Annotated in this window: 12 protein-coding genes; 10 read left to right on the forward strand and 2 right to left on the reverse strand. The window is 38.1% G+C overall.

Translation table 11 applies throughout. The annotated features are described in order from the left end of the window. The first annotated feature begins 263 nt into the window (after nt 1–263). From CD03_RS0104205 to CD03_RS0104220, 4 genes are all read left to right on the forward strand, one after another. Nucleotides 264–497, forward strand: coding sequence for a hypothetical protein (locus CD03_RS0104205; RefSeq protein ID WP_027292557.1), 234 nt, complete (start codon nt 264–266; stop codon nt 495–497). Nucleotides 498–662: 165 nt separating this feature from the next. Next, nucleotides 663–827 carry a hypothetical protein gene (locus tag CD03_RS37720; protein WP_156042771.1) on the forward strand — a complete coding sequence of 55 codons (165 nt, stop codon included), beginning with the start codon at nt 663–665 and terminating at the stop codon, nt 825–827. 311 nt (nt 828–1,138) lie between these two features. Then, complete coding sequence (locus CD03_RS0104215; protein ID WP_027292558.1) at nt 1,139–1,747, forward strand: hypothetical protein; 609 nt, start codon at nt 1,139–1,141, stop codon at nt 1,745–1,747. A gap of 23 nt (nt 1,748–1,770) precedes the next feature. After that, entirely contained in the window at nt 1,771–2,277 is a 507-nt protein-coding gene (locus CD03_RS0104220) for a hypothetical protein (protein WP_138002892.1), read from the forward strand. Between the two features lie 139 nt (nt 2,278–2,416). Here the strand turns inward: CD03_RS0104220 and CD03_RS0104225 are convergent, their stop codons facing one another. Both CD03_RS0104225 and CD03_RS0104230 read right to left on the reverse strand, forming a co-directional pair. Next, nucleotides 2,417–2,635 (reverse strand): helix-turn-helix domain-containing protein, encoded by a 219-nt coding sequence (locus CD03_RS0104225; protein ID WP_027292560.1) that lies wholly within the window; start codon nt 2,633–2,635, stop codon nt 2,417–2,419. A 336-nt stretch (nt 2,636–2,971) separates the two neighbouring features. Continuing rightward, nucleotides 2,972–3,331: a hypothetical protein gene (locus CD03_RS0104230; protein WP_027292561.1), complete on the reverse strand. Its 360-nt coding sequence runs from the start codon at nt 3,329–3,331 to the stop codon at nt 2,972–2,974. A gap of 486 nt (nt 3,332–3,817) precedes the next feature. Here CD03_RS0104230 and CD03_RS0104235 point away from each other — a divergent pair, with 486 nt between their 5' ends. From CD03_RS0104235 to CD03_RS0104260, 6 genes are all read left to right on the forward strand, one after another. After that, on the forward strand, nt 3,818–4,087 hold the full coding sequence (locus CD03_RS0104235) for a CD3324 family protein (protein WP_027292562.1): 270 nt from the start codon (nt 3,818–3,820) through the stop codon (nt 4,085–4,087). Between the two features lie 118 nt (nt 4,088–4,205). After that, nucleotides 4,206–4,967 carry an alpha/beta fold hydrolase gene (locus tag CD03_RS0104240; RefSeq protein WP_027292563.1) on the forward strand — a complete coding sequence of 254 codons (762 nt, stop codon included), beginning with the start codon at nt 4,206–4,208 and terminating at the stop codon, nt 4,965–4,967. A gap of 385 nt (nt 4,968–5,352) precedes the next feature. Beyond that, on the forward strand, nt 5,353–6,201 hold the full coding sequence (locus tag CD03_RS0104245) for a hypothetical protein (RefSeq protein ID WP_197041620.1): 849 nt from the start codon (nt 5,353–5,355) through the stop codon (nt 6,199–6,201). A 102-nt stretch (nt 6,202–6,303) separates the two neighbouring features. Beyond that, nucleotides 6,304–8,313 carry a glycosyl hydrolase 115 family protein gene (locus tag CD03_RS0104250; RefSeq protein ID WP_044288897.1) on the forward strand — a complete coding sequence of 670 codons (2,010 nt, stop codon included), beginning with the start codon at nt 6,304–6,306 and terminating at the stop codon, nt 8,311–8,313. 63 nt (nt 8,314–8,376) lie between these two features. After that, on the forward strand, nt 8,377–9,213 hold the full coding sequence (locus tag CD03_RS0104255) for an alpha/beta hydrolase (protein WP_027292566.1): 837 nt from the start codon (nt 8,377–8,379) through the stop codon (nt 9,211–9,213). A 422-nt stretch (nt 9,214–9,635) separates the two neighbouring features. After that, complete coding sequence (locus CD03_RS0104260; RefSeq protein WP_027292567.1) at nt 9,636–14,195, forward strand: Ig-like domain-containing protein; 4,560 nt, start codon at nt 9,636–9,638, stop codon at nt 14,193–14,195. Nucleotides 14,196–14,233 lie beyond the last annotated feature (38 nt).

Here is a 14,233-nt window from a genome sequence, read left to right on the forward strand (position 1 = left end):
TTTGTGAATATCTTTAATGCTGGCAGATAAGAAAACGATTGCCAATGGATGAATTGGGGGGCATTTTTATGAATGATTCCTATATTTTAAAAGAACTGGAGAAATATATCTATACAACATTTGTGAAAGAGATTTGAGGAGAAAAGAATGTTCATCCATAAGTATATAAACTTTTATAAAATACCTATATAAAACATAGACAAAAAGTCAATAATGATTTACAATATTAGAAAAAAATGTAAATTATATTGGAGGAATTTATTATGTCAAGAGGTCAAAGAAAAACAATTGACGATCAAATCGCAGTTTTGGATGAACAAATTGCAAAAGTGCAATCAAAAATGGATGCTTTGTTAGAGCAGAGAAAAGGATTAGAGCAGAAGAAAAGAGAAGATGCCCTGGGCCTGCTCTATGATATGATTCAGGAGAGAGGAAAGACAATTGATGATATTATGTCTATCATCACAACAGAAAATATTAATATAAATGACCTTTAATTTTCGCTGAAAAACCTAGTAAAATCAAGGACTCACAGCACTTACATCAACCACTAAAATACACCGCTTTTAAAAACATCAACAATAACAACCAAAATAAGTGTCGTAAAATTGTCGTAAAAATAATAACAACCTAAAGGAAAAATTGATGATCAGATCGCAGTTTTGGATGAGCAAATTGCAAAAGTTCAGTCAAAAATGGACGTATTATTAGAAGAGAAAAAAGGTTTAGAGCAGAAGAAACGTGAAAAAGCTTTAGGTCAGCTTTACGATATGATTCAGGAAAGCGGAAAATCTATTGAAGATATTATGATGTTGATTACGGATTGATTTTAACTTATATGTGAATAAAATGTAGATAAAAGAGTAGAGATGTACAGTTATATAACTGTATGTCTCTATTTTTTTATTCATGTTATGCTCAAAATAAATGGAGATTACAACCAACTAGTCAAGAATTATGACCAGTTAAGCAAATGATATTGTGTATAGCATACTCTTGTGATATAAATATGATATTACAAAACAAAGTTAAGCCAATATATAATAAAAGGAAAGTAGGTGGATAGTGTTCAACGAGATTGCTTAACTTTCTTGAGAAAGAAACCAAATAATTCAACAGATGAAGGGAGTAAGAGCATATGAGAAAAAAATTTTTTAGAGGAATTATAGTTACATTTTTGTTGGCACTTATGTTATCTGTTAATGTTTTTGCAGAAGAACAAGATGACCTATCATTGAAAAATGAAGCCATCGTATTAGAGGACGAAGATTACAATGGTGGAATCTCTACATACGATTATAGTTATTACGATGTTAATGTGTGGGCATATAAATCAAAAGGGACACCAACTAATGTCTCAAAGGGTGGTTGGATAAAACTGGGGATACCGTTTACTGCCAAATCAAAGGGGGAGCAAGCGACTATAGGAAGCATTTCAGGTTATTCAAGCGAATTATCTGGAAGCGTAAGTGTTACTTTAAAAAAACAGATTGAAATTAAGTTGGGTTACACTTTTACAAAACATAGCGCTTTTTATGTAGGTGCAGTGAGTAAACCTTTGAAAGTAAACCAATCAGCGACAAGATATTATAAAAAATGTTACGAAAAAACGCTGGTGACTCTAAAAGAAGTTAAAAAAACATATAAAAATGGTCAAGTAATACGTCATAAGGACACAGGAAAAACGAAGACTGTGTATGCTTATAAGGCGGTAGAACCAGATTTCCACTTTACATATTCTAAATAATAGAATTTAGGGACGTGAAAATATTGAAAAAAAAGACTTTATTAATAGTTATAATAGTGGTGGTAATTATTTTGATAATAATTAGTGGATTGTTTTGGAAAGTGGCAAAAAAAGAAGCACTATCAATAACATATGGAGATTGGGAATTCCAAAGAGAAATCACAATAAAGGAAGATGGAGAATCGGCTTTTACAATTGGAGAATACACCTATGATGATTCTAAAAATAAAGGTATTCCATCTTACATTATCTCATCGCTTTCACTTAAATCAATATATGAGATTAATGCAGCTGATGGGTTGAGTATGCATGAATTACCAAGTGGTGCAATTGTAAAATATTATATTCAGCCAGTATACCAACAATCGGAAATTACAATTAAAAATATGTATACACAGAAAAGTTGTATATTATTAGAGCCACTACCACCTAAAATGAAAATGATCTTTACTAATTTAGGAGAACAGAAAGATTTTGAAGAAGTATATGAAGCAGGTGAGGACGGAAAGTACAGATATGCAAACAAATGATAAGCGGTAACAGTAGACGTATATGTTTGTATACCTCTATTTTAATTAATAGAATTATGAAGAAGTAAGGGGCGTAAATGATACGTCCCTATTCTTGTTTGTGAATAGAGCGCTTGCGCACGTGCCCTTTAAATTTCACCTACTCCCCAAATGGTCTCTTTATATCCGAGACACCCAAAAGATAATCCACACTGCAATTATAATGCTCTGCCAATTTTATAGCTGCCCACACCGGAATTTCCCTGATACCTTGCTCATATCGTCTGTAAACCTCTCTTTGACACATTAGCAATTCAGCTATTTGCTCCTGTGTTTCATCATGATCAATTCTAAAATCACCTATTCTTCTAAAGAACATAAATTCACCTCTTGGTTATGCTACCATACAGTGGCATAATATATTCGTAAATGCTGCTATTTGGTTGCAAATGCGCAATAATTAATAACGCTTGGATAATTGGGCTGTTGAGAGTAAATGGTTCGTAGGTTGTTGGTGTGGAACCTTCTTCCAACTGGATATTCGTGTAAGTATTTGTGTAAGTTTCTGTGGAACTGGTGCCAAAAATATTTGCATAAAACTTTATCCGATAGAAGTAACCTGCTTTATTGTTATAGCTGATACTCCTGAAAGAGTTCTATTCTCAAAATTTTTATCAGTTGCTTCATCCAAATTTATTCCAGTATTTTTCCCAGTTTAAACCGAAGACGGCTTATATGTTTTTCCAACTGTCAATCCGTTAAGTTCAAAAAAGATAAGTGAATACATTTTTGGGCTTGTGCAGCTTAATGTGAGTGAGAATGCATCTTTGACGTTATAGGATGATATACCGATGTCATTTCCGACTTTTGGAGTTAACTTAGTTAAATCCAGTAAATTCTTCCCCAGCGTACTCTGCACCTGCTCCGACTTCCCCTGTATTTCTGTAACCCTGACACATCCCTGATCCTGTGCGTGAGTACATTCGATGAGTCCGGTTGTGGTGTCGTGGGTACAGATGTCTTCGTAGGTATGTTCTTCTATATTAAGTATTGTTAATTGATTACTTGCTTTCATTTTTGATTTCTCCTTCCTGTGCCTCGTATTCTTATATAGGCATAAAAATAACAAGGCACTGAAAGACCTTGTTTATCTATTCGACTTCTACGACAAAAGTACATTTACTGTCAATGATAAATATAAAATAAAAGTAAGCCATTGAATATTCATATACGCATATTCAATGGCTTACTTTTGTCCAAAATTTGTATACCATAGGAAAGTCTATTAAAAAGAAGGAAATAAATCTTCAGGTAAGGGGTGGAAAGGTTATCTGAATTGTTTAATTTTGGTGTTAATTCTTAAATAAAAAATAAAGACAGTTGTTAGTAAATATGCTAAAATATTTTTAACATAAAGAAAGAGGGGTATCTTATGGGAATGAGAATTTGTGCATAGCAAAGGCTACTGCACGTAACAGCTAAATATATTGTATATCGTGAGTAATAATAGCCTTTGTTAATCCAAAAAGATTTGAAATCAGTGGAATCAGGAGGATGCAGAATGAGCTATCAAAACTCAATTAATTTATTGCCGAAAGAGCTTTTAGAACAAGTGCAGAAATATGTGGAGGGCAAAGTGATTTATATTCCCAAAAAGAAAGCTAACAAAAAACATTGGGGAGAAAATACAGATACTAAAGAATTGCTGGCTTCCCGCAACCATCAAATGTACTTAGATTTTCAAAATGGAATGAGTGTCCAGCGATTATCAGAGAAATATTTTTTGACAACAAAAAGCATACAAAGGATCATTAAACAGAATAATTTATAATTAGAAATGTGCCATGATAACAGTGGCACATTTTTGTTTTAAGAAAGAACGTGAGGTTTTGTATCCATACTTTTACTGATATAATGAAAATAAAAAATCGAATAGGAGGAACAAATAAATGGCCGATTTTAAGTATGGAGATAAGAATATTTTCTATGAAGAAGTTGGTTCAGGCTTCCCATTAATATTGCTGCATGGTAATACCCTATCATCAAAAATGTTTACTCAAATTATTGATTTATATAAAAAGGATTTCAAAGTGATTCTAATCGACTTTTTGGGGCATGGAAACTCTGACAGGCTGGAACAGTTTCCGATCGACTTTTGGTATGACCAAGCCATGCAGGTTGTACAGCTCATAACTCTCAACGACTATGGTAAAGTTAATTTAATTGGTACAAGTGGCGGTGCATTAACTGCGTTAAATGTCGCTTTAGAGCATGAAGAGTTAGTTAACAAAGTGATAGCAGACAGCCTGGAAGGAGAAACCCCCCTTAACGCATGGACAAGTACTATATCTGAGGAACGAAATAAATCGAAAACGCGAGAGTTTGTATGTATGCTTTGGGAATATTGTCATGGCGAGGATTGGGAAAGTGTTGTAGATAATGATACAGAAGTTATAATCAGACATGACAGGTTTATTAAAAATTTTTTTCATAAAGATTTAACCCAGCTTAAAGTGCCGGTTATGATGTCTGTCAGTCTTAAAGATGATGAATACGCAGCTATTATGGATATTGAAGAGGTATACCAGAGCATGTTAAGAAAAATACCAGATGGAAAACTGCATTTATTTCCGGATGGTGCGCACCCGTCTATGTTGACAAATGCAAAAGAATTTGCAAGTGTGGCAAAAGTGTTTTTGAAGAATAAATAAAAGTATATCAATATTAAGAAATGAGCCTGAGGAGGAGTCTTTTAACTTTCTCAGGCTTTTGGCGTTTGTGCAGGTGAATCACGGCAGAATAAAGTGATCTGTAAATTAAGTAATAAAGAGGTAATCTGGAGCAACTGTTGTAATAATATGCACATAGAAAATACATAAGCAAGCATTTATAATAGAAATAATCATTTATGTTGATAGAGCATACTTGAGACATGGCAACGGAACGGTCCTTAAATGTCAGATGAGAAAAAATATTTTTTGATTGAGGAATGGCAATTCGCTTTAAACAAAGGTTTGCAATTGTGTCGTAGCGGCGCAACCCGTACGTTATGAAAATGAGGAACCGAATGTCTTTTTGCTGGACAGATGTAATTATGTGTTAGATAATGGAACATATCATGAAGAGTCCGACATGCTAAGTATTGATAATCGTTTAAGGGAACAGCTGGGATATGAAAAGCGCAGCGAGTTTGTAGCTCAGCCATATGTGGATCAGGAAGCGGATATCAGAGATCATGTACTGCATCTGAAATTCCGGTTTTTCTCAGAAGAAGCTGTGAGTGGGTGCCGTCTGGCACTGGAAGAAGCTGCATATACCCAAGGAGAGCTGAATGGAAATAAAATAGACAGGAATCCAGATGGTTACTATGTAGATGAATGTATTCAGACAATTCCCCTAACGGATGTAAAAGCCGGAGAAAATGAACTGGTACTGCACATGCAATTTGGAAAACGTACAAATCTGGAGTGGATGTATCTACTTGGAGAATTTGGCGTACAGGTTATGGGACCGGAAAAGAAATTGTGTAAGAAACTGAAAACATTATACTTTGGAAATTATGGAGAACAGGGATTTCCGTTCTATACAGGAAATCTTACTTATAAAATGGAAGTAGATAACGGCGGACAAGATATGCTCGTGGGGGTGCCATATTATGCTGGCGCGGCACTCAGAGTATCTTTAAATGGAGTAAAAAAGGGGTACATTGCATTTCTGCCTGATGAAATCTTGATTACCGATGTACCTGTTGGAAAAAATACCCTGGAGATTACTTGTCTGGGAAACCGGTTTAATGGATTTGGACAGGTACATCTGATTGGCGATGATTTAGCATGGGTTGGTGCGGATTCCTGGAGAACTGAAGGCAATTCCTGGGCAGAGGAGTATCAGCTTAAGCCTATGGGAATATTAAGGGCGCCTGTGATCAGAACCAATCGTGCTTGAGTATAAATTGGCAAAACCGGTCAGGTACAAACAGATATTCTTATTACCTATCACAGCGTAAATAAATTGAGTTATGGAAGAATCATAAAGGAGAGTGAGACAATGTTCTTCAACAGAAACACAAAGATTAACTGTTCTAAGGTGGATACGGCTATTTACCATGCCATTGATAACCTCAAAAGAGATATACAGGATGTATTTCTCCCTTCTGATGAACAGTCAGGCGAGGTTATACTGACAGAAAGGCATATGGAAGAGGAACAATTCTATTTAAAGGAAAAGGAAGGAAATCTGGTACTGCAGGCTGGAGATACGCTTGGATTTGTTTATGGAATTTATGAGATCAGCCGTCGTTTCCTTGGTGTGGAAAACTTCTGGTTCTGGAATGAACAGCGCTTGGAACCGAAGCCTTTCATAAATATAGCAGAAGGTTTTGCTTATGCTTCAGAACCTTTCCGGGTGAAGCTGAGAGGGTGGTTCATCAATGATGAGGTTTTGCTGCAGGGATGGCAGATTGACCGGGATAAAGCAAAGCCATGGGAAATGGTATTCGAAGCACTGCTTCGCCTTGGCGGAAATATGGTAATACCAGGAACAGATAAAAACTCTGGAATTTATTGTCATCTGGCATCTCAAATGGGGCTTTACATTACACATCATCATGCAGAGCCGCTGGGTGCAGAAATGTTTGCAAGACGTTATCCAAATCTGAATCCATCCTATGATGAGTATCCGGAATTGTTTCAGGGGCTTTGGAAGGAAGCAATAGAAAATCAGAGAGGGCAGAAAGTCGTGTGGAATCTCGGCTTTCGAGGTCAGGGGGACTGCCCGTTCTGGGAGCATGATTCCAGGTATGTAACAGAAGCAGAACGGGGGGCTTTAATCAGTTCTTTAATTCGTTTGCAGTACGATCTGGTCAGGGCGGAAGATCCAAAAGCATTGTGTTGTACAAATCTCTATGGAGAAACCATGGAACTTTATCAGAAAGGTTTTATGAATATGCCAACAGACGTGATTAAAATCTGGGCTGATAACGGCTATGGAAAAATGGTATCCAGACGTCAGAATAATCATAACCCGCGTATAATGGCTTTACCGGATAATCCGGGAAAGCTGACAGGATGCCATGGAATCTATTATCATGCATCTTTTTACGATCTGCAGGCAGCAAATCATATGACAATGTTTGTGAATTCCATGGAATTTGTAAAAAAAGAACTTCAGCAGGCTTTGGACCGTGGTGTGGATGATTACTGGATTATTAATTGCTCGAATGTGAAACCTCATACATATGTGCTGGATTTTCTGGCTGCTATGTGGAAGGACGGAAAAACAGAGGCTGCTGATCACCGGCATGAATATGTGAAAAAATATTACTGTCAGTCAGCAGAAAATTTGGAAATCGAAGAACGTATCCGGGAGTATGCAGAATTTGCCCTGCCATACGGAGATCAGGAGGATGAACATGCGGGAGAGCAATTCGCCAATTACACAACCCGTATGCTTGTAAGCCAATGGATGAAAAACACCGGTAATCCCGTGGATGAACTTAGATGGGCAGTAAAAGCAGATTCCCTGCAACAACAGATGAACTGGTATGAAAGACTGTGTAAAAAAGCAAGGATTTCTTATGGGGAATATCTGGAAAAATGCCAGGTCACGCGTATGAAGCTGTCGGGACATGCCAGAACATTCTTTGAACATTCTATTCTTTTACAGGCTGAGATTTATTTTTATTGTTATGAGGGGGGAGTAAATGTCTGCCAGGCATTTTCCGAGTCGGAGAAAGGAAACTATGCAAAGGCTTTTTATCTGACGGGGAAGGCAAGGGACAGTTACCGTATGGCGAATGACAGTATGCGAATTACGGAAAGTGGAAAATGGAATGGATTTTATGCGAATGACTGTCTGACTGATATGAAACAAACTGCCTGGGTGCTGGATATGCTCATGAGCCATTTGAGAAATCTTGGTGATGGGCCGCATTTTTATCAATGGCAAAGAGAATTTTTATATCCGGAATCGGACAGGCGTGTATGCCTTGTTACAAATATGGAAAATCATATGCAGAATGAGGAAATATACGGGTTGATGCAGGAAAAATGGGGATAATGTAATACTTTGTATTTCAGGTAAGTCCCGGAAAAGTTGTATTGTTTAATAGGAGGATGAAGTATGGCACTTATACAAGTAAATTTTATGTCACAATGTCTGATGCGGACGGTAACGATTAATGCAGTTATACCCTTTGATAAGATCTATATGCCCGGAGAGGCGCCAGGGGAGAAAAAGCCTTTTCAGACTTTATATCTGCTCCATGGTATTTTTGGGAGTTATACAGACTGGATCAGCGGAACCTGTATACAGCGTTGGGCGGAAGAAAAGAATCTGGCAGTGATTATGCCATCTGGTGAGAATCATTTTTATGTGGATTGCAAGGCAAATGGAGAACGTTTCGGAGAGTTTGTCGGAAGAGAACTTCCGGAAAAAATGAGAGAATTATTTCCGCTCTCATCCAGAAGAGAGGACACTTTTATTGGCGGACTGTCGATGGGAGGCTATGGGGCAATTATCAATGGTTTGAAATACCACAGTACATTTGGAAGGATAGCCGGATTGTCAAGTGCACTTATTTTTGATGATATATGTAATGATAAGCAGGATTTGGCACAGACGGTTTTCGGTAAGAATTTTTACCGGACAGTATTTGGAGAGCAAGAGCAGCGAGAAGGCAGTGACGGTGATTACTTTGCACTTGCAGAGCGGGCTGCAGCATCAGAAATTGATATACCGGAAGTGTATCTGTGCTGTGGAACGGAAGATTTTCTGCGGGCAAAGAATCAGGAATTTGCAGAGTTTCTGAAAATAAAGGGAATTACCTGCTGTTATGAAGAGGGACCGGGAGGCCATGAGTGGGATTTTTGGAATCGGTATATTAAGAAAGTCCTGGACTGGCTGCCTCTTGATAAGGAGAACGGTGGAGTAAACAGTGGAAATGTCGGAATACAATAGATAACTGTAAAATGATAATTATCATGAAGTCGGGTAGATTTAGCACGGTGAGGTGTTATCACTGCCCGACTACTTTTGTGCCTGGTAATTTTCCGTCAATTCAGCATCGAAGAGATTCAAAACAAATCATAAAAGTGTACAAAGATGAGTGATTTTTATAAATACATAATCTTTTCAAGTAGGTTATAATGATAATAATTGAGTTTCATTTTCCCACCTCTAATATATTTTCTTTCGTCTTAGAAATAGTCAGGAAATCATTTGAAAACATAAAAAATAACATATTCTGATAAAAATTCAAACAAAAATCATAAAATACTCCGTATCATATATAATAAGAGAGTGATATTATTTAAATAAGATAAATATAAACTCTGTGTTGTATCTATCTGGAAAACTATTATAAAGAGAGGGATAGTCTTATGGAGGAAAAAAGGACAAAAGGATTCAAAAAAAAGGCAAAAAGAGTTTTGAGTTTTGCATTGGCTTTCTGTGTCATGGCGACTGGTGTGCCGGCTACAGCATTTGCGCAGACAGAGGAAAAAGCGGTGTCCGGTCTGATAGCTCATTATGATTTTAAAGAGCTGTCTGACAATGTGCCAAATGGTACTACAATTAAAGATGTATCAGGCAGTAATCATGATGCTGTAGCCAGAGGTAACAAGCTGACAGCAAAAGACAGTATTCTGGCATTTCCAGGAGGAAATTATGGAAGTGGGGCAGGTTATGTTGAACTGCCGAGAGGATTGTTTGATGGTCAGGATACCCTGACAGTTTCATTATGGCTGCAGAATAAAACAGGTGCAGGAAATTATGGGGGGTTTTATTTTGGAACAGAGGCAAATAGTGTTAATAAGGACATGCCGACCCAGTATTTTATTTTGGATCCTATGAATCCGAAGGGAGTCATGAAGGCAGTTATGACAAATTCTTATAATGCATCTGCGCCTTTTAGTACGGAAATCGGTCTGGGAGCTTCCGGCAATCCATCTGATGGACCGGCTACCAGCAGTGACTGGGAGCTTTATTCTATTGTTATTACACCGGATAATATCACAGGATACTTAAACGGAGTAAAATATAAAACATATCCGTTGAATCTGACTGTTTCCGATTTTGGATCAAATCTGGTATCTTACATTGGTAAGTCGCCATATAAAGATATGTTTTATAAAGGTGGAGTTAAAGACCTGCGAATTTATAATACGGCACTTTCGGAGCAGGATATTGCGGATCTCTACTACGGAGGTACTTCATCAGGAGATTTATTGAATAGAGCAAAGAAAGAACTGACAATACCTGAGATCAGGAATGGTAAGGTAAATTGTTCCTTTGTTGAAAAGATTACGCTCACGGATACCCTTTTAGATGGCAGCGTAAAAGTTGAATGGGAAAGTGATCGCACGGACATTATTGCGGCAGATGGTACGGTAATAAACCCGGAAGAAACAGCTACGGTACATCTGACAGCAAGATTAACCAGCGGATCCAAAAGTGATGCAAAAAACTTTGATATCACGGTCATTCCAAATGGAGATACCGTTTATTCTATGGTAGTGGATCCATACGATCAGGGAGCGGATATCAGCCAGCAGATGATTGGATTATTCTTTGAGGATATCAATAGTGCAGCAGACGGTGGACTGTATCCGGAAATGGTAAAGAATTATTCTTTTGAAAATTATTTCAATACAATCAGTATATCCGAACCTGGAAGAGGAAATCAGTACTCTTGGAAATTACACTGGGTCAGCGATGCGGATAACCGTTTCGTAGTATCCCAGAATGGCGGATTAAACGAAAAGAATACAAATTATGCACAGATTACCGGAAACATGATTCTGCAAAATGGCGGGTTTGCTCCAATGAATAACCCGAATTCTGCTGCAATGCCAATGGTGAAGGGGGAATCCTTCGACTTTTCTGTCTGGACTAAGGCTGATAGTGATTATGCCGGAACGTTGAAGGTAAAAGTAATCAGTGAAACAGGCAAAGATCTGACAGAGGAAGCAGTTATTGATCTGGTAAACGATGGAACATGGCATAAAGCAACGGCAACTCTGGAATCAAAGAAGACCCAGAAAGGCAAGCTGGTTCTCTCTATCAGCGGTGCAGAAGACAGAGCTGTGCTGAATATGGATATGGTTTCTTTAAGTCCGCAGAATACCTATGGATATGGTGATACCAACTATGCATATGGAAAAGGAATCAGAAAAGATCTGGTTGAAAAGCTCCAGGGGTTGAATCCAAGTTTCATCCGATTCCCGGGAGGCTGCATCATTGAGGGAAATGCGGGCAGAGAGAGTTACTATAACTGGGAGAATTCCATTGGGCCTTTAGAGGAAAGGAAAGCAATTGGAAACCAGTGGGCAAGTGATAATGGCTCTTACACCAATACATATGGGTATATGCAGTCCTATGGATTTGGTTACCACGAAATTTTGAAATTATGTGAAGATTTAGGGGCAGAACCATTTCCAATTTTAAGTGCAGGTGTCTTCTGTCAGTTCGCAAATGGGGATAATGCACCGGCTGCGCAAGGAGAAGAACTGGATAAATTTGCACAGCATGCGACAAATTTAATTGACTACTGCTGGGGAAGCGTGTCGAGCAGTGATCCTACGCAGCGCGAATGGGCAGAAAAAAGAGCAGAAAATGGACATGAAGATACCTTTAATTTAAACTACATCGGGATCGGAAATGAAAATTGGAAAGAAAAATACCTTAATAATTTTGAGTATATTAAAGACTATGTGGAAAGTTATGTTAGTGCCAACTATCCAGACAGAAAGATTACCATAATTTCTTCTTCCGGTCCGGCTGCAGAAGATGAGAATTATCGTTTTGCGTGGGATTGGCTTAATGAAAAAAATCCTGGAGAAACCCTGGTAGATGAGCACTATTATCAGTCGAAGGAATTCATGCTGAATTCTGACGACCGTTACGACTACTATGCCAGAAAAGAAAATGGAGGAAGTGACGTATTCCTTGGAGAGTATGCAACTCATCTTCAGGACAACCGCAATAATAATTTAGAATCTGCTATTTGTGATGCAGCGTATATGACCGGTATTGAAAGAAATGGAGATATTGTCCGCCATGCATCTTATGCACCATTGTTTGAAAAAATCGGAAGCACTAACTGGTCACAGAATATGATACATTTTGATGAATATGACAGTTTTGCAACACCAAACTATTATACACAGCAGATGTTTGCACAAAATTATGGTACCCAGGTGGTCAATACCACACTTGAAAAGCAGGGCGAAAATTATTCTCAGAATACAGGAAGTCCAATTATTGGAACCTGGTTATCGGAAGGCTATGTATCTCATGTAAAAGTAACCAGGGAAGATGGTAAGGTATTGCTGGACGATAACTTTACTGCAAACGGGGCAGCAGGGATGACCTGGAAGGCAGTACCAGGATCTACCGGCAGCTTTAATATCGCAAATGGGAAGATGTCATTTTCACAGGGAAGCGGTATGAATGCAGTATGGATTCCACAGGCGATTAATAATCCGGAGTGGTACGATTATGTAGTGGAAGCAACTGTAGTGAAAACTGCCGGAAGAGAAGGATTCCTGGTAGGGGCAGGAGCAAAAGATACCGAGAATTATTTCTGGTACAATATTGGCGGCTGGGAAAATAAAATGACGGCTGTTGAGCGTGCAAGAAGCGGACGTGGAAAGGTAGTTATTGGCAATAGTTTTTATGGAGATTTTACTCCGGTTCTGGTAAATGATGAAATGAAAGTTACCTTTAATTATGGTGTAAACGGTAAAATAGAAGCCGGGTATGTATCAGATACAGTGGATAAATCCAATGATTTTTCTGGGAATTTAAAACCATATCAAAATGACATTTACCAGGTTTGTTCCAAAGATGATGAGTACATATATCTGAAATTGGTAAATCATGACAACGTAGATAAGGATATCACCCTTACTTATCCATGCCAATTAGCATCTGATCAGGCGGAGATAATCTGTCTGAGCGGAGAAGCTGGTGGAGAAAACAGAATTGGTGATGAGTGGATTAAACCGGTTGAAACTACACAGAGTATTGTAAATTCACAGATAAAATATCTGGTACCGGCTATGTCTTTTTCTGTAATCAAGGTACCATACCAAAAAGAAATTAAAGTAAGTGATATTACCTTAGACAGACAGAGTGCAGTTATGGAAATCGGTGAGAGTATTACCTTAAATGCGCAGGTTTCACCGGAGGATGCAACAGATCCGAGTGTGGAATGGATCAGCAGCAAACCGGATATTGCTGCGGTAGAAAATGGAACAGTAAAAGCCTTAAAGGCAGGAGAAGCAATGATTACGGTAAAAGCCGGCGAAAAATCAGCCTCATGTGCAATAACAGTAAAGGCAAAAACAGTGATACCGCCAACACCAAAACCAGACCCGAAGCCAACGCCCAAACCGGATCCAAAACCAGTTCCAAAGCCGGATGTAAAACCGGTCACGAAATCGAAGATAAAATTAAATGCAGCTTCAATCCCTTTGCGTATCAAACAAACAACAAGTGCTGTTAAAATAAAATCTTCTTCAATCAAAGGAGATAAGTTAAAATCAGCAAAGAGCAGCGATAAAAAAATAGCCAGTGTAAAATTGAAAAAAGGCATCCTGCAGATTACCGGAAAGAAAAAAGGTACGGCAACAATTACGGTTACCAGTACAAAGGGTGGAACAGCAAAAGTAAAGGTGCATGTTCAAAAGAAAGAGGTTGCAACCAAGAGTTTAAAAATAAGTAAGAAAGTGAGCCTGAAACGAGGAAAGAGACTGACTTTGAAAGTAACGAGAAATCCAATCACTACCATACAAAAGCTAAAGTGGACATGTTCTGACAGCAAGATTGCTTCTGTCAGCTCCAAAGGTGTGGTAAAAGGGTTAAAGAAAGGAGAAATTACAATCACAGTAAAGAGCAGCAATGGTAAGAAAGCAAAGTGCGTTGTTAAAGTGAGGTAGTCTGATTAGGGACAGGCATGATATAGAAGTGCTTGTCC

The sequence above is a fragment of the Robinsoniella sp. KNHs210 genome, assembly GCF_000686105.1.
Classification (GTDB): domain Bacteria; phylum Bacillota; class Clostridia; order Lachnospirales; family Lachnospiraceae; genus Robinsoniella; species Robinsoniella peoriensis.